At 55.1% G+C, this 18,028-nt stretch carries 16 protein-coding genes; 8 read left to right on the top strand and 8 right to left on the bottom strand.

The features are described from left to right. Window positions 1–67: 67 nt before the first annotated feature. Both ACFIOZ_RS21890 and ACFIOZ_RS21885 read left to right on the top strand, forming a co-directional pair. Entirely contained in the window at window positions 68–1,018 is a 951-nt protein-coding gene (locus ACFIOZ_RS21890; protein WP_386081300.1) for a GNAT family N-acetyltransferase, read from the top strand. Between the two features lie 208 nt (window positions 1,019–1,226). Beyond that, window positions 1,227–2,108: a c-type cytochrome gene (locus ACFIOZ_RS21885; RefSeq protein ID WP_386081299.1), complete on the top strand. Its 882-nt coding sequence runs from the start codon at window positions 1,227–1,229 to the stop codon at window positions 2,106–2,108. Between the two features lie 133 nt (window positions 2,109–2,241). On the opposite strand, the gene rep is transcribed toward ACFIOZ_RS21885, so the two are convergent. Continuing rightward, window positions 2,242–4,311, bottom strand: a complete 2,070-nt coding sequence (gene rep / locus ACFIOZ_RS21880; RefSeq protein WP_386081298.1) for a DNA helicase Rep — start codon at window positions 4,309–4,311, stop codon at window positions 2,242–2,244. Between the two features lie 96 nt (window positions 4,312–4,407). On the opposite strand from rep, the gene ACFIOZ_RS21875 reads away from it, so the two are divergent. Continuing rightward, window positions 4,408–4,878, top strand: coding sequence for a tRNA (cytidine(34)-2'-O)-methyltransferase (locus ACFIOZ_RS21875; RefSeq protein WP_386081297.1), 471 nt, complete (start codon window positions 4,408–4,410; stop codon window positions 4,876–4,878). Here the strand turns inward: ACFIOZ_RS21875 and pyrE are convergent, their stop codons facing one another. Beyond that, window positions 4,879–5,544, bottom strand: coding sequence for an orotate phosphoribosyltransferase (pyrE, locus tag ACFIOZ_RS21870; protein WP_386081295.1), 666 nt, complete (start codon window positions 5,542–5,544; stop codon window positions 4,879–4,881). A 285-nt stretch (window positions 5,545–5,829) separates the two neighbouring features. On the opposite strand from pyrE, the gene ACFIOZ_RS21865 reads away from it, so the two are divergent. Then, window positions 5,830–6,597, top strand: coding sequence for an exodeoxyribonuclease III (locus tag ACFIOZ_RS21865; protein WP_226249025.1), 768 nt, complete (start codon window positions 5,830–5,832; stop codon window positions 6,595–6,597). A gap of 127 nt (window positions 6,598–6,724) precedes the next feature. On the opposite strand, the gene rph is transcribed toward ACFIOZ_RS21865, so the two are convergent. Beyond that, window positions 6,725–7,447 carry a ribonuclease PH gene (rph, locus tag ACFIOZ_RS21860; protein ID WP_386084158.1) on the bottom strand — a complete coding sequence of 241 codons (723 nt, stop codon included), beginning with the start codon at window positions 7,445–7,447 and terminating at the stop codon, window positions 6,725–6,727. A gap of 159 nt (window positions 7,448–7,606) precedes the next feature. On the opposite strand from rph, the gene ACFIOZ_RS21855 reads away from it, so the two are divergent. Next, entirely contained in the window at window positions 7,607–8,485 is an 879-nt protein-coding gene (locus tag ACFIOZ_RS21855; protein WP_386081293.1) for a YicC/YloC family endoribonuclease, read from the top strand. 25 nt (window positions 8,486–8,510) lie between these two features. On the opposite strand, the gene ACFIOZ_RS21850 is transcribed toward ACFIOZ_RS21855, so the two are convergent. Continuing rightward, on the bottom strand, window positions 8,511–9,809 hold the full coding sequence (locus ACFIOZ_RS21850) for a type II toxin-antitoxin system HipA family toxin (RefSeq protein WP_386081291.1): 1,299 nt from the start codon (window positions 9,807–9,809) through the stop codon (window positions 8,511–8,513). An 18-nt stretch (window positions 9,810–9,827) separates the two neighbouring features. Next, window positions 9,828–10,139, bottom strand: coding sequence for a helix-turn-helix domain-containing protein (locus ACFIOZ_RS21845; RefSeq protein WP_386081289.1), 312 nt, complete (start codon window positions 10,137–10,139; stop codon window positions 9,828–9,830). A gap of 271 nt (window positions 10,140–10,410) precedes the next feature. Here ACFIOZ_RS21845 and ACFIOZ_RS21840 point away from each other — a divergent pair, with 271 nt between their 5' ends. From ACFIOZ_RS21840 to ACFIOZ_RS21830, 3 genes are read left to right on the top strand one after another with little or no spacing between them, the layout of a single operon-like run. Continuing rightward, a complete protein-coding gene (locus ACFIOZ_RS21840; protein ID WP_386081287.1) occupies window positions 10,411–10,548 on the top strand; it encodes a hypothetical protein in 138 nt (45 codons plus the stop codon). Between the two features lies 1 nt (window position 10,549). After that, complete coding sequence (locus tag ACFIOZ_RS21835; protein WP_386081285.1) at window positions 10,550–11,308, top strand: helix-turn-helix domain-containing protein; 759 nt, start codon at window positions 10,550–10,552, stop codon at window positions 11,306–11,308. Further along, window positions 11,256–11,756 carry an ImmA/IrrE family metallo-endopeptidase gene (locus ACFIOZ_RS21830; protein WP_386081283.1) on the top strand — a complete coding sequence of 167 codons (501 nt, stop codon included), beginning with the start codon at window positions 11,256–11,258 and terminating at the stop codon, window positions 11,754–11,756. The genes ACFIOZ_RS21835 and ACFIOZ_RS21830 overlap by 53 nt, the downstream gene beginning before the upstream one ends. Before the next feature lie 63 nt (window positions 11,757–11,819). Here the strand turns inward: ACFIOZ_RS21830 and ACFIOZ_RS21825 are convergent, their stop codons facing one another. The 3 genes from ACFIOZ_RS21825 to ACFIOZ_RS21815 are packed head-to-tail and all read right to left on the bottom strand — an operon-like array spanning window position 11,820 to window position 18,021. Beyond that, window positions 11,820–15,038 carry an AAA domain-containing protein gene (locus ACFIOZ_RS21825; RefSeq protein WP_386081281.1) on the bottom strand — a complete coding sequence of 1,073 codons (3,219 nt, stop codon included), beginning with the start codon at window positions 15,036–15,038 and terminating at the stop codon, window positions 11,820–11,822. Next, the gene (locus ACFIOZ_RS21820; RefSeq protein WP_386081279.1) at window positions 15,035–16,396 is read right to left on the bottom strand and encodes a restriction endonuclease subunit S; all 1,362 of its coding nucleotides are present in this window, start codon (window positions 16,394–16,396) and stop codon (window positions 15,035–15,037) included. Before ACFIOZ_RS21820 ends, ACFIOZ_RS21825 begins: the two co-directional genes overlap by 4 nt. Next, the gene (locus tag ACFIOZ_RS21815; protein WP_386081277.1) at window positions 16,396–18,021 is read right to left on the bottom strand and encodes an N-6 DNA methylase; all 1,626 of its coding nucleotides are present in this window, start codon (window positions 18,019–18,021) and stop codon (window positions 16,396–16,398) included. Before ACFIOZ_RS21815 ends, ACFIOZ_RS21820 begins: the two co-directional genes overlap by 1 nt. Window positions 18,022–18,028 lie beyond the last annotated feature (7 nt).

Here is an 18,028-nt window from a genome sequence, read left to right as displayed (position 1 = left end):
AACGGGAACTTAAGCTGGGTAAATATTTATCCCCGGTTTGACCGAGCATTAAATAGGTAACGTATTGATGACTTCAGCGCAGATAACGCCTCTTCAAACCGTGCAGTGCCCACCCTCCCAGCGTCGCGAGGCACTGTTAAAGCTTGCTGCTGCCCATGATCCCGCTCAGCAATCGGCCCTGAGCGCTGCCGTAAAGGCAATGTACAATCAGCCAGATACTCAGTGGGAAGGACTATGGGTAACGCTTGAGGCGGGGCAGGTAACGGCCGCTATCTGGGTACAACGTCTGCCCATGAATATGGCGCAGCTATGGCTACCAAAAACAGGGCTACCGCAAAAAGCGGCAGATCCCGCACCTTTACTGTTAGATACGGCTCGCCAGTGGGTGAAAACACAAAATATTCGTCTATGTCATCTGGAGCTTTCTTCCGAAGCCGCCGAAACGCAAGGGCTGTTACTTAAAAACGGTATGCAGCAGCTAGTCTGTTTGGAGTATTTAAACGCTAGCAACCACCGCCGCTTAGCGATGAATGGAGCGATGCCGCTGTCCCTGCAGCCGTTTGGCGAGCTTTCTCAGGCGGAGCAACTGAGTCTGTTGGCCGAAGTGGGAGAGGGTTCGCTGGATAGTCGCCCCCTACGCGACATACTTTCAATTAAGGAGTTATTAGCCGGGTTTTATCAGCAGGCTCCCCAAGCGCCACAGCACTGGTACTCCGTTAGTTTCCAAAATGTCGTAGTGGGAGTACTACTCCTGGCGCCTCGCCCGGCGTTGGGCCGCTGGGAACTAATGTTAATGGGGCTAACACCGAGTTGGCGCGGCATAGGCCTGGGCCGTTCGCTACTAAACACAGCCATGGAGCTTGCCCAGCAGGCTGGAGCAGCGGAAATAGTGCTGGGAGTTGATGACGTTAATTTACCAGCCAAGCGGCTCTATCAGCAGGCCGGTTTTGTGTGTTACGCCCAGCAGCGTTTATTAGCGTGGAAAGGTGGTGGAGAGAGGAGCGAAGAGCCAAAATAGGGCTTAGATAGTACCTATGGATCACATAAGCGCGCTTAGTAGCATTTTCTTGCGCTTTACGTTGCCGGTATACTAGTTCTATACGCACGTCTTGGCGTCTCGGCGGTGCATCATCGATGTTGGCGTTACCGCACATAGGGTTTGAGACAGCAGTTGAGACAGAGATTGATAAAAAACGTTTTATGACAATACTCAAGAGGTGGTGAGAGTGAAAGCTAAGCTGATCATGAGCGGGCTGGCGGCCCTCGGCTTCATGGCGGGCACATCCAGTGTTTATGCCCAAGATGACGCCGCACGTGATGCGATTGCCGAGCGTTTGGCGCCGGTAGGGCAACTCTGTTTACAAGGCCAAGACTGTGGTACCGCGGCGGCACCTCCTAGCGATAGCAGCAGTGGCGGTGATATCGACGGTGAGGGCATCTACGGCAATGTGTGTAGCGCTTGCCACGAATCGGGCGCTGCGGGAGCACCTATTCGTGGTGATGAAGAGGCCTGGGCTGAACGTGCTGAACAAGGCTTCGCCACGCTGCTAGACCACGCCATTAACGGTATTGGCGCCATGCCAGCCAAAGGCGGTAACCCCAACCTTTCCGATGAGGAAGTGGAAGCGGCGGTTGCCTATATGGTTGAGCCGGTGATGGAAGTACCCGAGTTGAGTAGTGGTGACGAAGCTGCTGCAGACGACGAAGCGTCTAGCGACGAAGGTGCCGCCGATGAGGCTGCTAGCGAAGAGACCGCTGCTGCTGAGGGCGAAGAAGCGGCAAGTGAAGAAGCAGTGGCTTCAAATGACGACGCAGCGAGTGAAGAGGGCGTGGCCGCCTCTGAAGAGACAAGTGGCGGTAGCGATTTAGACGGTGAAGCCCTATACGCAAGCTCTGGCTGCGCGGCTTGTCACGACAATGGTGTCGCTGGAGCCCCGACCAAAGGCGATTCAGAAGCTTGGGCGGCGCGTTTAGAGAAGGGGGCTGATGAGCTCTATGCCAGCGCCATTAACGGCATTGGCGCTATGCCAGCCAAAGGCGGCAATCCCAATCTTTCCGATGAAGAGGTGATGGCCGTTGTTGATTATTTAATGGCTGAAGCGCAGTAGCACTCATTCGTTTCATTTAGCAGCACTGATTTAGCTTGGTAAATTTATCCACAGGGTGTTTTAGTGATCGCCCTGTGGATATTTTTGTTTTAAAGCCTCATTTCTAAAACCTGCGTTTATAACTTCTGCTTAATCAGCCCAGTAGCGAGCGCAGCCCGGCAATGGCATCTTTGCCACGGGCCTGCTTCTTATCCGGATCCTCTTTATCTGCACGGCCTTCCCACTCCAAATCCTCACCAGGCAGCTCGTCTAAAAAGCGGCTGGGCGCACAGTCCATTAGTTCACCGTAGGCTTTACGCTGGCGGGCAAGGGTCAAGGTTAGCGTGCGCCGCGCACGGGTAATGCCCACATAGGCCAGCCGCCGCTCCTCCTCCACGGTGCCTACTTCGATGGCGTTGCGGTGGGGCAGCAGATCCTCCTCTAAGCCCATCAAATAGACATGGGGGAACTCCAACCCTTTGGAGGCATGCATGGTGAGTAGTTGCACGCGATCGGAGTCATCCTCTTCCGCCTGCTGCTCGAGAATATCGCGCAGCACCAGGCGTGAAATAGCCGCTTCCACGCTGTCGGTTTCGGTCTCTGTGGCGTCGGTACTCTCTTCAGGGTCGCGGTTAAGCGACTTCTCTAACTGGTCGATCAAAATCCATACATTAGCCATGCGGCGTTCGGCAACGGTGGGCGCGCTGGCGTTTTGATACAACCACGCTTCGTAATCCATATCCCGCAGCATGTCGCGTATGGCGGCAATGGCATCGCCCTGATCCATGCGTTTACGCACGCTGTCGAGAAAGTGGGTAAAGCGCGACAGCCGCTCCACGGCTCGGGTCGGTAATACCTGTTCCAACCCCAGCTCGTGGCAGGCGGCAAACAGTGATATCGAGCGCTCGGTGGCGTAGTTGGCAAGCTTCTCTACCGTGCCTGGGCCCACTTCACGGCGCGGCACGTTCACGATGCGCAAAAAAGCATTGTCGTCGGCGGGGTTAATTAGCAGACGCAGGTAAGCCATGGTGTCCTTGATCTCGTTGCGCGAGAAAAAAGATGTGCCGCCGGAGAGCTTGTAAGGAATCTGGTAGTGCTGCAGCTTAAGCTCCAGCAAACGGGCCTGGAAATTACCGCGATACAGCACTGCAAAGTCCCGCCATTCGGCCTTCTCTTTGATACGCCGGGTAAGCATCTCGCTGGCGACTCGCTCAGACTCGGCCTCTTCATGACGGTTCACGATTACCCGAATCGGCGCGCCGTCACCCATATCGGACCACAGGGTCTTTTCGTAAACGTGGGGGTTATTGGCGATCAGCGTGTTGGCGGCGCGCAGTATTGTGGCGGTAGAGCGGTAGTTCTGCTCTAGCTTGATGACTTTCAAGCGCGGGAAATCTTTCCCCAGGGTAATCAGGTTTTCAGGCCGGGCGCCACGCCAAGCGTAAATCGACTGGTCATCATCACCCACCACGGTAAAGGTGGAGCGCTCCGCCATCAGTAGCTTCACCAGCAGGTACTGGGAAACGTTGGTGTCCTGGTACTCATCCACCAGCATGTAGTGGATTTTGCGTCGCCAGCGCTCTAACGCCTCAGCATCGTTTTTTAGCAATACCACTGGCAGCAAAATCAGATCGTCAAAATCCACCGCGTTGTAAGCTTTAAGGTGGCGCACGTAGGCTTCGTACACCCGGGCAGCGAAGTGCTCATCGTCATCCGAGGCAAACGAGAGCGCATCGCTGGGCAGCACTAAGTCGTTCTTCCAAGTGGAGATTTTGCTCTGCACGGCGTTGATCTGTTCGGCGTCCACCTGGGCGTCTTTGTTCATCAAATCGCGCAGCAGCGCCTTGGCGTCTTCCGGGTCAAACAGGGAAAAGCCCGGTTTGTAGCCCAGGGTTTTCAGCTCGCCGCGAATAATGTTCAGCCCCAGGGTGTGGAAGGTGGAGACCGTTAGCCCATGGCCCTCTTTGCCGTGAAGCATCTGACCCACACGCTCTTTCATCTCACGGGCGGCCTTGTTGGTAAAGGTCACCGCGGCGATTTTACGCGCGCTCATCCCACACTCTTGAACCAGGTAGGCAATCTTGGTGGTGATCACGCTGGTTTTACCGGAGCCTGCACCCGCCAATACCAAGCAGGGGCCATCGATATAGCGCACCGCTTCCTGCTGGCGTGGGTTTAGCCCTTTAATGCGACTAAGAATGCTCTTGGGCGTTGGGGGCGTCATGGCGAAGATGATCCTCTGCGAGTGTTGCTAGGCGTTTTCGATTACAATCGGCGGCGCTTGGTCAATGCATAATGGGCGAACAATAGGCAGGTGGCGATGTTTGAAGTAGCGCTTTTTGAACCGCGCATGGCGCCCAATACGGGCAATATCATGCGCTTGGTGGCCAATAATGGCTGCCGTTTACACCTGATTGAGCCGCTGGGCTTCGACCTGGAAGAGAAGAAGCTACGTCGCGCCGGGCTGGATTACCGCGACCTGGACAACGTCACTCGCCACGCGGATTTTAGCGCCTTTCAAGCGGCGATGCAGGGGCGGTGTATCTGGGCGATCACCACCAAAGGTACGCGCACCTACAGCGATGCTGACTTTGCCCCAGGCGATGTACTGCTGTTCGGCTCGGAAACCGGCGGGCTTTCACCCCAGGTACACGAAGCGCTAGACGCTGAGCACAAACTGCGCCTGCCCATGCAGCCCAACAACCGTAGCCTGAACCTCTCCAACGCCGTGGCTATTGTGAGCTACGAGGCGTGGCGCCAGCAAGGTTTTGCTGGCGCAGGGCAAGCCTAATCAGTGAGTAATGCCGTAGCGGTCGCGATACGCTCTGATCGCTTCAGCGTAGGCAAGCATTTCACCTCCAGCGTGCTCTTCAAGGTAAGTGAGCACTTGCTCTAAGGTGACGATACTGACCACCGGCATGCCGTACTGAGCCTGGACTTCCTGAATAGCACTCTGCTCGCCCTGACCGCGCTCCTGGCGATCCAGGGCGATAATAACGCCCGCGGCATGGGCACCACTCTGTTCAATCAACGTCATCACTTCGCGAATCGCGGTGCCTGCAGTAATCACATCATCAATGATTAAAATATTACCTGTTAAGGGCGCACCCACGATATTGCCGCCTTCGCCGTGGGTTTTGGCCTCTTTACGGTTAAATGAGTAGGGCATATCCAGATCGTGATGATCGGCCAAGGCCGCCGCTGTAACGGCCGCCAGCGGAATACCTTTATAGGCTGGGCCAAACAGCACATCGGCGTTCAAATCGCTATCGACAATCGCCTGGGCGTAAAAACGACCCAGCTTGGCCAGCGCGCGGCCGGTCTGAAACAAGCCGGCGTTGAAAAAGTAGGGGCTAACACGGCCGGATTTAAGCGTAAACTCGCCAAACTTAAGCACGCCCTGCTCAATGGCAAAGGCAATGAAATCGCGCTGGTAGGGTTGTAGAGTGGTAGCCACGGTATTCCTCACTAGGCGGTAGGAAGCCTCTGATTAACTATTACGCTTGGCCATACGGCGTTAAAAATCGCCTCAAAATGCTCATTTACACCCCGTAAACTCCGCTTTTTCGTTGATTTTTGCCTTGTCTGGCCTGCGCTCATTACATTAATCAGAGGCTCCTTAGGTTTAAATCGGCACGAAAGCAACAATAAAAGTAGGGTAAATGGCAAGTTTTAGCTGCTGCCTTTACCCAAACGTCTAAACGTCGGGTATCATACAGCAGCGACGCAAAAGGGACGATTTATGAAAATTGCCAGCATCAATGTCAATGGTATTCGTGATGCCGTCGATCGTGGCTTCCTGGACTGGCTGGCTCAGCAGGATGTCGACGTGGTCTGCGTGCAGAACATCAAGGCAAAAAGTTTTGAACTGGGTGACCACATTCTCTATCCGGAAGGCTATGAAGGCTACTTCCTGGATGCCGAAGAGGATGGTTTCTCCGGTGTGGCACTCTATTGCCGCAAAATTCCCAAGGCGATTATGTATGGCCTGGGGTTTCCTCAGTGTGACCATGAAGGACGTTTTCTGCAGGCGGATTATGAACGCTTCAGTATCGTTTCTTTCTTGATGCCTGATGGAAGTGACCAAAAAGCCAAACAGTCATTTATGGATCAGTACCAAGAGTACCTGACGAAGATGTCGCGCAAACGTCGCGAATACATCCTCTGCGGTACTTGGCATATTGCCCATAAAACCGTCGATTTGGCCAACTGGTCGGACAATCAGCTCACTTCGGGTTTTCGCCCGGAAGAGCGCGCCTGGATGGATCAGGTGCTTGGCCCTACCGGGTTTATCGATACCTTCCGCGAAATCAACCGCGATGCAGGTGAATACACCTGGTGGCCGAAGCTTGACCAAGACGTACCCCGTGAGCGTCAGGAAGGCTGGCGGATCGACTATCAATTAGTCGGCCCCAACTTCCGCCGCCATGTGGTCGACGCGTGGATCGATTACGATGCGACCTTCTCAGAGTTTGCACCGCTAATCGTTGAGTACGACCTGGCGCTTTAAGCGTTAGGCAACGAACTTTTCCCGCGTCGCCTGTCACCCTTGCTGATTAGCCGGGGTGACAAACAACAGGCCAGCTAAGTGCTGGCCTGTTGTTTTTTTACGCTTTACACCTCACACCTCACTTTCATTACCCGCGAATATCCAGCGCTTCGCGCTGCTTCTCGCGCAGCTCATCACCGGCTTTTTCGGCCAGATCAAGCATTGCGTTCAGCTCCACACGGGTAAAGGCGCCGGCCTCGGCGGTACCCTGTACTTCGATTAGCTCGCCGCTTTCGGTCATTACCACATTTAGGTCAGTATCGGCTTTGCTGTCTTCCGGGTAGTCCAGATCCAGTACCGGCACGCCTTTATAAATGCCCACGGAAATGGCGCTTACCAGCTGCTTGAAAGGATCGCTTTTAATCTTCTTCTCGCGCTGCAAGTAACGGATCGCATCCATCAGCGCCACGCAGCCACCGGTGATCGCTGCGGTACGGGTACCGCCGTCGGCCTGGATCACGTCGCAATCCACGGTAATGGTGAACTCGCCCAGCTTCTTCAAATTAACCGCCGCGCGCAGGCTGCGGCCAATCAAACGCTGGATCTCCAGCGTACGGCCGCCTTGCTTACCGCGGGTCGCTTCACGGCCGCTCCGGGTGTGGGTCGCGCGGGGCAGCATGCCGTACTCAGCGGTGACCCAACCCTGATTCTTACCGCGTAGCCAGCGCGGTACACCGACTTCTACACTGGCATTGCACAGCACTTTGGTATCGCCAAACTCCACCAGCACCGAGCCTTCCGCATGGCGGGTATAGTCGCGAGTCAGGCGAATCTCACGGAGCTGGTCGGCTTCGCGGCCGCTGGGGCGCACAACATCAGGACGCTTAGCACTGCTCACAAATAGTACCTCTCAATTAACACGTAACAAGGAAAAGCCCTCCATTGTACACGTCTAGGCGTGCTCTGATGGGCCTATCGGGTAGACTGTTGGTAATGCTTTATACACCGTTACTCTTTATTAGGATGAGCCATGGCCACTTCCAGCCGCGTACACAGCATGACCGCCTTTGCCCGAATCGAGCAGGCAGCCCCGTTTGGCACGCTGCAGGTGGAGATTCGCTCGGTGAACCAGCGTTATTTAGAGCCTCACTTCCGCCTGCATGAAAGCCTGCGTGACTTAGAGCCGGTGCTGCGTGAAGCGCTACGCACCCGCTTGGCCCGTGGAAAAGTGGAGTGCAGCGTAAGGTTTGAGAGCGCCGAAACCGCCCAAGCCCCCGCCGTTAACAGCGTCCGCCTAGCCGCCGTTGCGGATGCGCTAACCGCCATTCAGCAGCAAGTGCCCAGCGCCGTGCCGCCCACCACACTTGCGCTTCTCAACCAGCCCGGTGTAATGGAAACCCAGCACCTTGACCAAGACGCCATAAAAGCCGCCGCCAAAACGCTGTTTGACCAAGCACTGGATGAACTAATTGACGCCCGCGCCCGTGAAGGGGAAAAGCTGGCTGAGATGATTACTACCCGCCTGGAAGCTGTAAGTGAACAGGTCGCTACCGTGCGCAGCCTGTTGCCACAGATTCTGGAGCGCCAACGCGCCCAGCTGTTGGAGCGCCTTGAGATCGCCAAAACTGAACTCGACCCTCAGCGTCTGGAAGCTGAACTGGTACTCGTGGCGCAAAAAGCCGACGTGGATGAAGAGCTGGATCGCCTAACGGCGCATATCGAAGAAGTTAGCCACCAGCTCGCCCAGAAAGGCCCCAAAGGCCGCCGGCTGGATTTCCTGATGCAGGAACTCAATCGCGAAGCTAACACCCTTTCATCAAAATCTGTGGTCGCTGAGACGACCCGCTGCGCGGTGGAGTTGAAGGTGCTGATTGAGCAGATGCGGGAGCAGATTCAGAATATTGAGTGATGCTTCCCGCTATTAAAAATCGCCGTTAACCGCTAGACAGACGAAAATCAGTATGAAGACGCTGCCAATGTTCGCGCAGTGCCTGCTTGTGGGGCTCATGCATTGGTAGCTCCGTCAGTGCTTGAGGCCATAAGGTGCGGGCTTTATCAAGGGTGTCATCCAAGTGAGGCTTGATTAAGCGCCAGGGAATATCGGCTTTTTTGGCCCACTGCTGAAAGCTTTCCATGGAGGTTTGATACCACACTTTTTGGCCCGCCAAATTGAGCGCAGTAGTACGTTCGTTTTCCATATATACGCTGGTAGTCACAATGTCGTAAGCGGGTGATAGCCTTGGCGTGTAGCGATCAGAGTACAAAAGGCTCCAGTTTTTTAAGTGAGCATCGCCATTGGCAAGCAAAATGTTTACCAGCAGGCGTCGGGCAAACTGCTGGACATCCGCAATAGCATCACCGGAAAACTGGTACAAAATACGGCCGATTTGATCATAGCTAGCCGAGCCATACTTTTCATGGGGATATTTCGCCAAGACTTGAGCAAAATCCTCCATATGAACGCGCTCGGTACCTTGCACGCCGCGCTGGCGATCAAAACGCTTGATAGCAAACGCCAGGGGGTCTTCTGGCAATTGGATAGCAGGCAGGTTGTCTAACGTATCAAGCGCGACCAAGCGTGTTTCCGGCATATCGATGCCTGCAAGGGACGCCAGTTTCATTGCCGAGAATTCGTTCAAGGGAACGTAAGCGTGCTGGGTGGAGGGCGTTTTGATAATCCACTCACCCAACTCCTCATTGCCATCATTAACGGCGCTATGGATCAGGTTGTAACGGCCATCTTTCTCCTTCATGGAGAACTTCATCTGTACGCCAGCCAACGAGAATTTATTACCAGGCATTAGTACCGACGGATATTCAATTGTTTCAGGCCGTGCGTGTGGCAACCGAGCCAGTACCTTCGCGGGGATGTTATCTGGCGAGAGTGGACGCGCGATGAGTGCGCCGGGGAGGTCAAGACCAAGCCATGCTAGAAGCGAGAACTCATGGTCAATATGGGTTTTCAAGCTATGCGCGAGCAGTTCACGCAGTGCACCTTCAGGCAGCAGATTAGATAACAGAGGATGCAACCGTTGGTGCTTCGACCAGTCTCTCGCTAAAATTTCCTCAGCGTTAGGGAAATTAGGATGCGTAATCAGGCTGAGCGTTGGACGCTCAGGGTTGTGGCGAAACTCATCATCGAACAGCAGGATATTCTTGCCATGGGAGTAACCCGCAAGATGACCCACCACGCTCTCATGCAGAGAAAGCTGCAGAATGCTCAAACGATCCATTTAGCTCCCTTCGTACGGTTAATCATCCTCTAGTAAGCCTTTCCATGGATTATCGATGACGCTATCGCGGGTATCTTCCTCACTGGGAGCCGCTGCGTCTGTTGTATGGCTCGCGAGTAGAGCCAACACGGCGTCGAGCTTCTCACGGGGGATCAGCATAATCTCGCTATTCAGCCCTTTAGCCACCAGCTCTAACGTGCTGAGGCGTGGGTTACCACTGGCTTCAAGGCGCTGATACTGCTGGCGCGACATTCCCACCCGCATCTGCATGTCACTCTGCTTGAAACCCAGCTCAACACGGCGCGTTTTGATCTGATCCAGTAGCGGCATAGTGATGTCGTCAAATAAGTTGCTTTTTAGTCTATGGCAACACATTAGTTGCTATTTTCTTTAAAAGCAATTTATAAGATGATATTTTGGCCAAACTTGAAGGCAGCAACGTGACCTTTCTGAGATTTCAGCGTCACCTTTAGGGCCAAGCCAAGACGCTCTACATGCTTTATTACTGCCACACACAAAAAAATGGTCAAAAAGTGATCACAGTAGCCCAATCGGTGTGACGATAGCAGTTCCCTATAGCGATCCCACAGCAGGGTTTCATTTGTATATTGAGGTAGGCCAGCTGTGGCAGTACTACAGTGAAGCAGGCGATGAGGTAGTTGATATTGCCTATCCGACCCTGCGTGATAGGATGCGTCGCGCCGAGAGTCTGGATCAACGTGAAGGTGGAAACGAGTGACATGAGAACAGGGGGGGATGGCTTTCAAGGTCAGCGGTTGAACCAACTGCGCATGGCCCAAAATCTGACCCTCGCGGAGCTGGGAGAGCAATTAGGGCGCTCTTCCAGCACGGTGTCGGCCTGGGAAAAAGGCACCCAGCTACCGGAGGCCGAGTCGTTTGAGCGCCTTTGTCACGTGTTTCAAGTATCGCGCATGTGGTTTTTGAAGCCTGTTCCTTCTACCGTTCAGGAAAGCCTGCGGCCTTATTTTTTCCGTTCTCAAGCCTCTGTTCACAAACAGGCGCGTGACAGACCACAGCTCTATTTAGTGTGGCTGCAAGAGAGGTCTGACTTCTTCCAGGATGCGATGGAGTGGCCAGAAGTCAATGTCCCGATGTTGGATGCAGACGACTGCCGGTTGATCAGCGATGAAGAAATAGAAGACATCGCCAGAGAGTGCAGAGAGGCTTGGAAGTTGGGTTCTGCGCCTATCCCAAACGTGATCCAAGTAATGGAAAATGCGGGGATTATTTGCACTCGCGCCACCCTGGGGCACGTCAAAATGGACGGTGTTTCCCATGTCTCCGTTTTGGATGGCCGACCCTATGTGCTAATCGCTGAAGACAAAGCCAATGCGATCCGTAACCGCTTTGACGCCGCGCACGAACTTGGGCATGTAGTGCTGCACTCCAAAATACCGGCCGCGCAATACGCTAAAAAAGAGCTTTATGATCTGCTCGAAGCGCAAGCGCTTTGCCAGTGCTTTCTTGATGCCGCCTGAGAGCTTTGCCCAAGAGGTCGTATGGCCAACGCTGGATAACCTGCTTTCACTCAAATCGCGCTGGAAAGTCTCGGTAGCATCAATGATTGTGCGCTGCCGTGATTTGTCATTGCTGACTGAACAGCTAGAGCTAAGGGTATGGAAAGGGCGCTCGGCACGCAAATGGACGAAAGGCGAGCCAGGCGATGATGCCCTCGATTTTGAGCAACCCAAGCTGATGATGCGTGGCGCGCACCTTCTGGTAGATAGCGGCATTTTTGAACGAACTGAGCTAGTTCACCAGACTGGCTTGCCGCCAGAGACGATTGAGATGCTGTGTAATTTACGCCCAGGTTACCTAAGCGTTCACCCTGACGCCGGAGATAACGTAGTGCCGCTCAAGCTCAAGCGTGAGACGGCAAGGTCTGGACGGTCGAGACGAGCGGATGTATTGCCATTCCCGCAGTAAGATGATCGTAGCGACTCGAAGAGGGGGCATGGCAGGTGTCCAATAGAACCATGCCCTGAGCATTTATGCCGTTTCTTGGGCCAGCAGCTCCTTGGCATCGGAAAAATACTGCTTACCTGCCCATATATCGGTACTGCCGACGACGTATACGCGCTTTTTAGCGCGCGTCACGGCGACGTTCAGCAAGTTGGGCTTGCTGGATGCCCACTCGGCGGCGCCGGGGTCTTCTGCGGATAGCCCCAGTACCATGATGACATTGTCTTCCTCCTTGCCCTGGAAGGTATGCACCGTACCCACGCGCTCTTTCAGCCACTCCCTCAGCGCGTCACGGTCGCCGAAAGCATTGGCATCAAGGTGTTTGGATAAGTGGTCTTGAAGGCCTTGGGCCACCGCTTTGAATGGGGAGATGATGTAGACGCTGGGCAGTTCATTTTTATCTTTCATATGCCGGTTCAACATGCGCGCGACCCGCTCGGCCTGTGCGGGGACAAAGTGCTTGCCTTCAAGGTCGCCCTCGACGTCAAACCAGCGACTGTCGCCTGGGCCGGGCGATAGAGTGTCGCTGCCGTGAAGCATTTTGTCGTTGTAGGCGATGCGATTGGCAATGCTAAACATCGGCTCATCGCAGCGCCGGTGCACGCGCAGCGGGCTGCCTACCCAGAATGCTTCAGAGATCTCGTTAGTGCCGTAAGGGTTGGCACGATCTGCCACGACTTGAACCGACGATACCGTGGGCGACCACTTGTACCAATCACGGTCAAATTCGCCCTTCGCCATCGCTTCGACCAGGCCTGCTGGTACGGTAAATACCGGCTCGATCTGGAGCGGGTCGCCTACGACTACTGCGCGCTTGGCTCGCCATAGTGCCCCAACCGCCTGTTGCGGCGTTGCTTGCCCGGCTTCATCGATAAACAGCCAGCCTATCTCACCTTCCTTGAGGGCTTTGAATTGATTGGCCACCGAAGCAAACGTAGATGACACCACTGGCACGATCATGAAAAGCATCTGCCACACGGCTTTGGCGGCTTCGCGATCCTGAACGCCGCCGTTGAGTACCGGCATGAGCGATTTCAACGTTGGCCAAAGCTTGTTGCCACCATCATAAGCGGCCACGAGCCAAGCTTCGTGTAGCTCAAATGCTCGTGCCGTTAGCTGCGAACGGGCCTGGTTTAACACGTAGCCGTGACCAAACGAGGTGCGTTGCACGTCGGGGGCTTCCAAATCCGGCGTGTCATCCGCTAATCGCACGTCGCGGTACTGCTCTTTCAGCGGGGCGCACTCGCGATGTTCTGCCTCCAGGCGACGTTCCAAGGAGTCCTGGCGCTGCTGGCTGACGGCCAGCTGCCGTTCGGCTCGCTGTACACGCTGCTTGATTTGCTTGATGCGTTCTCGATGTGCGCAGTAGCCGTTTAGCGGCCAGAAGGGCACCCGCTTGGCCTGCTGGTTGCTCAACCAAAGCGATAGCCGGGCGGCAACGCCTTTGTGGTGCTCGAGCTGACGTCGCGCGGCGTCGGTTTGTGCCTCCAGGCGTTTCAGTGCCTGCAAGCGTTCAAGGTCGGCTTGAATGGCCTGAACACTTTGATACGCTGCTTGGAAAGCACGCTGCGCCGCACGGAAATCCTGCTGGGTATCCCGCCCTTCGGCACGTGCCTTGAGCATAGGCACTAACGTTGAGTAGTCTGCCGCTTCGCCTTCCGCCACACATTGATCAATCTTCTTGAAAAAGACCCGCTCGCCAAACGTGTTGCGATTGCGCTTCTTGCCCAGTGATGTGGCGATCAGTCCCCAGCAATCTTTCTCTGGCGGAAGTGTTTTAACATGCAACTCAGTCCCCGCTTTTTGCGTGTGGGGGGCTGCGAGCTTCTGGCCCACCGGCTTCAAAAAGGCTAAGTCCCGATAGGCCTCGCCCAACGCCTTGGTTTGCGGCAATTCTCGCGTGACGTTCTCTACCGCCGCGTTGTTGCTGGAAGCCACCACCATTTCGAAGCCGGTCAGCTCGGGGATCAGCGTTTTAATAATGGTGTCGCCATCAATGTTGGCATGCAGATTCTCGCCGAACGCTGCCTCTGGTGACGAAAGAGAGGCCAGCACCTCGGCACGCTTGACCATGTTACGGGCAACTAGGTCGCGCAGCATGGTAGTCTTGCCGGTGCCAGGTGGGCCGTTAACGGAGTAAAGCCCGGTCTTTGCCAGCGTGTCATCGATAGTGTTGATGGCGAACTGTTGCATCAGACTCATTGAATGCTCGTCTTTATCCGGCCAACGGCCATCAGGCATGCGCTCGGGAGCCAATGTGCTCATCAGCAGCTCACGTCCTTCTGGTCGCAGAAGGTCTGGGTGGCGCTGGCTCTCCCCTGTCAGATAGCACGCCAGGGGCGAACCGGGGGCAAGCCCCTGAGTCTTCATATGTTTCATAACCGCTTCTAGGTCACGAATAAAGAAACTGTTGAGAATGGCGATCTCGTTGATCGACACCGCTGCGTCGCCTGACTCGGCAGACACTTCTGTCGCAACGGCAGCGTCGTGAGTTGGCGTTTCCAGCCGATGGGTAAGATCGCCCAGCGCAGACCACTCTAAAACCTCGCTCTGGGGCGGGTCTTCGGTGACGTTCTTGGTGGACGAAAACAGCTGCACGACCAACGCTGGCGACTCGCTTTCCGGCGCAAAGGTAGTCCAGCGCTGCATCGCCTTGAGGAGTTCGATCAGCTCGAACGTCGTGAGCTTGGGCGGTAGACCGTGCTCGCGTTTGAGGTTATCGGCCACGGTGAGAATCGTGGTGAGCCGCTCGCGAAACAGCTCCGTGGCCGTTTCAAACGCATCCAGCGTGGCATCATCCAGCGTGCCTTGCTGCAATGCGCCTAGCATCCAGGGGGCGGTCGATATCTCAAAACTTTCTTGATCGATGCAGCCATCTTCTTTCACCGCCACGCTCATCGAGCAGGTTAGCCCCTCATCGCGGCTGCGCTCCACCCAGGCGTCGGTTTTCTCTGGGTACGCTTCGCGGGCCACGCGGAAAATTTCGCTGCGCGCAAACACGCCCAGGTAGAGTTTGAAGCGATACGCTTTCCCGGGCCAGTACTCCTTACCTGCGCGCCTGACCTTTTCAGAGTCCAGCCACGGCAGGCAGGTCGGTGCTTCCAGCAACTCATCACTGCGGTAGTGAATGGCGCCCTTACCGTGGTCGATGCCCTTGAGCTCGGCGGATTCGAAAAACTCGACCTTGTGCCAGAACGAAAGTATGCGCTCGGCCTGTGTGGTTGAAGCCGTAGGGTGGGACGTCATGCCGTTGCCTTCTTCCTTGTACGTTTTGCTGGCGCTTTCGCCGCCCGTTCTGCCTTGATCCTCTCCAGTAACGCCTCGGCGCTGTTCTCGCCGCTGATCAGCTCGGGGTTATCCTTGCGCCACTGCTCGGTGAGCTCACCGCGAAACGCTTTGGCGAGGGTGGATTGGGTGAGGTTATTGACTCGCGCCAGGGCCTGATCGACCTGCTGCTCGATGCGGTCGGCGTGGGCGAAGAGTTGGTCGACTCGGCGGACGATTTCGGTTTGCTCAGCGAGTTTCGGTAACTTCAAAAGGCAGCTTTTTACATCGTTTTGATTGATGCTTGCTTGATTTACTGCAAGTTTGGCATTGGCCCTTAGCCGCTCCAGCCCGACTGGGCTTCTCAGAAATAGAGAGATAAAGCTGGGTTCTGCCAGCTCTCTCCTAAGGGACAGTCGCATGATATTGCTTTCAAATATGGCTGGTTCTATCAATTCAGAAACGAGTGCACTCTTTCCAAGATATTCGATGCTATTTACACGGTTAATCAGAATGTCACCCTGACGAACTCCCCATTTTTGAATCTCTAAAGGCTCCACTTGAACTCGTTTCAATCCTTCCCATTTAGCAATTAGGCCATCATAAAAGCTATCAATTCGAATAATTAAGCAACCAGAGCCATAAAGATTGTTTGGCTTGTAGATCCCATTCTGAGGGCCGTTTTCAATAAGATCTCCGAGAGATACTTGTTGCCATTTGTCATGAATTGAGTGTTTTTTGCGCCACTCCTCCGTCAACCGCCCACTCACCGCAGCTGCCAGCACGGATTGGCGGAATCGTTTGAGGATTTTGGGAATGCCATCAAGGCGGGCCTGGGTGTTTTCAACCTGAGTAAGGAGGGTGTCGAGTTTGTTGGCGATGACTTTTTGTTCGATGAGCGGGGGGAAAACAGTATCGAGCTCTTTTAAAAAAGCTCCAGATACTGCTTTGAATGTAGTTCCCGTTCCCTGCTGGCTCATCCACGGCTCAATGCAACGGAAATAATGAATCAGGAATTTTGGTTCGACATATTTTGCTTCTGCTCTAATCGCAGCCAGCCCGCGGCCAATAGCGGTTTTTTGATTTGCGACATTTGTCGGCCCGACAGGTGCTCGAACCGACAGCAGAATATCGCCGGATTCTGCAGTTTTCTTTGGAGCGGTACAAAACTTTCGTGCGGTGGGATGCAGCTTCCCAAAGTCAGCCTTTCCTTGGAAAAAAGCTATACCTTCTCCAAAATCATTTACGTCCGAACTTGACGGCGATTGGCCCATATTCAGGGTAGCAATCTCGACTAGCTTGACCTGCAACCAATTAGGAGGTGTTTGCGAAAACTCCATCACTTAACTTCCCCCAGCACTTCCTTTAAAAGCACCCGTTGCCCATCCGCTTCTTCCTCAGCGCCCAATTCCCGCATCAAGCTATCCAGTTCTCCCATCGCCTGAACCAACTCGCTCATCGCTTCGCTGGCTAGCACACTGGGCTCGGGCAGGTTGGCGGCATCCACGCTGTTCTTGTCCTTGAGCCAACTGATATCCAGCGAGTCGCCCTTGGTGTCACGAATCCACTCGCGGCTGAAGCAACGCCAGCGGGATTTGGCGAGGCGGTCGTCACTCACCCCCTGGTTTTCTTCCGAGGCCTCGGCATCGACGGCGATCTCGTCGGCGTTGAACGACCACTCGCCTTCCTGGCGTTCACTTTGGCCGTTAGAGCTATCGCCAAAAACCGCCTCGAATGGCTTCAGGTGCTGCTCGCCAAAAGGGGTGCGCTTGCCGAAGCTCGGCATATTGGTGCGCAGGTCATACACCCAGAGGTTCTCGGTGCAACCTTCTTCCTGGAGCTTATCCGTGGCGCTACCTTTGGTGAAGAACAGCACGTTGGTCTTCACACCCTGGGCGTAGAAGATGCCGGTGGGCAGGCGCAAAATGGTGTGCAGATTGCATTTATCCATCAGGTCGCGGCGCACCTCGGTGCCCACGCCCGCTTCAAACAGCACGTTATCCGGTAGTACCACGGCGGCGCGGCCACCGGGTTTCAAGTTGCGGTAGATGTGCTGCAGAAAGGCGAGCTGCTTGTTATTGGTCTTGAACGTCAGGTCGTCGCGAGTAATGCTGGCGTCGCCGCCTTTGCTGGTGCCAAAGGGCGGGTTGGCCAGTATTACATCGGCTTTGGCGAGGCTTGCGCCCGCTTGGCCCAGGGCGTTGCCGAGATGCACCACGCCTTCGTCATCGCCTTCCATGCCGTGTAGCAGGCAGTTCATTAACGCCAGGCGACGGGTGCCGGGCACCAGCTCAATGCCGACAAAGGCTTTGTTTTGCTGAAATAGCTGCTGCTGGGCGTCCAGGTCGGCGAGGTCGTCGGTGTGCTCTTTAATGTATTGGTCGGCAGCGGTCAAAAAGCCTGCCGTGCCCGCTGCTGGGTCTTGAATAAGTTCGCTGTGCTGGGGCTTGAGGTAGCGCACCATACTGTTGATCAGCGCGCGGGGCGTAAAGTACTGGCCCGCGCCGGATTTGGTTTCGTTGGCGTTCTTCTCCAACAGGCCTTCGTATAAATCGCCCAGGCCATCTTTTTGCGCGCTAAACCAGTCGATCTGATCCAGGGTTTTGATCATCTGCTCTAAATGGCGCGGCTCCCGTAGGCGGGTTTGCGCATCGGCGTACACGGCGCTGATCAGCGGGTCGGTATGAACCAAGCGGCCGGTGCCATCGCGGCCGCTGGAGAGGCTGAGCAGAATGCGCTTGTAGTCGTCCAGCAGGTTAATGCCGGATTTATTGTTCAGATCTGTCCAGCGACACCCTTCCGGCAGCGGGTGCTTCTTCAGGGTGCCCGCTTCGGTATTCTCATGCACCATCTTGATAAATAGCAGCAGCACCAGCTCGGTGACGTAGTCGGAGTAGTTGATGCCGTCATCACGCAGTACGTCACACAGGTTCCAGAGTTTTTGAACGATGTCGTTGTGGGTCATGAAGGCG

Source organism: Vreelandella sp. F11 (assembly GCF_042466685.1).
Lineage (GTDB): Bacteria > Pseudomonadota > Gammaproteobacteria > Pseudomonadales > Halomonadaceae > Vreelandella.
Note: the sequence above shows the minus strand (reverse complement) of the source record. Positions and strands in the feature narration are given on the sequence as shown.

What these genes read in the sequence shown, in the direction of transcription:
- ACFIOZ_RS21830 (WP_386081283.1), top strand. Translation starts at nt 11,256, where the DNA reads ATGATCTGCTCGAAGCGCAAGCGCTTTGCCAGTGCTTTCTTGATGCCG.
- ACFIOZ_RS21825 (WP_386081281.1), bottom strand. Translation starts at nt 15,038, where the DNA reads ATGACGTCCCACCCTACGGCTTCAACCACACAGGCCGAGCGCATACTT.
- ACFIOZ_RS21875 (WP_386081297.1), top strand. Translation starts at nt 4,408, where the DNA reads ATGTTTGAAGTAGCGCTTTTTGAACCGCGCATGGCGCCCAATACGGGC.
- ACFIOZ_RS21855 (WP_386081293.1), top strand. Translation starts at nt 7,607, where the DNA reads ATGGCCACTTCCAGCCGCGTACACAGCATGACCGCCTTTGCCCGAATC.
- ACFIOZ_RS21820 (WP_386081279.1), bottom strand. Translation starts at nt 16,396, where the DNA reads ATGGAGTTTTCGCAAACACCTCCTAATTGGTTGCAGGTCAAGCTAGTC.
- ACFIOZ_RS21845 (WP_386081289.1), bottom strand. Translation starts at nt 10,139, where the DNA reads ATGCCGCTACTGGATCAGATCAAAACGCGCCGTGTTGAGCTGGGTTTC.
- rep (WP_386081298.1), bottom strand. Translation starts at nt 4,311, where the DNA reads ATGACGCCCCCAACGCCCAAGAGCATTCTTAGTCGCATTAAAGGGCTA.
- ACFIOZ_RS21835 (WP_386081285.1), top strand. Translation starts at nt 10,550, where the DNA reads ATGAGAACAGGGGGGGATGGCTTTCAAGGTCAGCGGTTGAACCAACTG.
- ACFIOZ_RS21815 (WP_386081277.1), bottom strand. Translation starts at nt 18,021, where the DNA reads ATGACCCACAACGACATCGTTCAAAAACTCTGGAACCTGTGTGACGTA.
- ACFIOZ_RS21890 (WP_386081300.1), top strand. Translation starts at nt 68, where the DNA reads ATGACTTCAGCGCAGATAACGCCTCTTCAAACCGTGCAGTGCCCACCC.
- ACFIOZ_RS21850 (WP_386081291.1), bottom strand. Translation starts at nt 9,809, where the DNA reads ATGGATCGTTTGAGCATTCTGCAGCTTTCTCTGCATGAGAGCGTGGTG.
- ACFIOZ_RS21865 (WP_226249025.1), top strand. Translation starts at nt 5,830, where the DNA reads ATGAAAATTGCCAGCATCAATGTCAATGGTATTCGTGATGCCGTCGAT.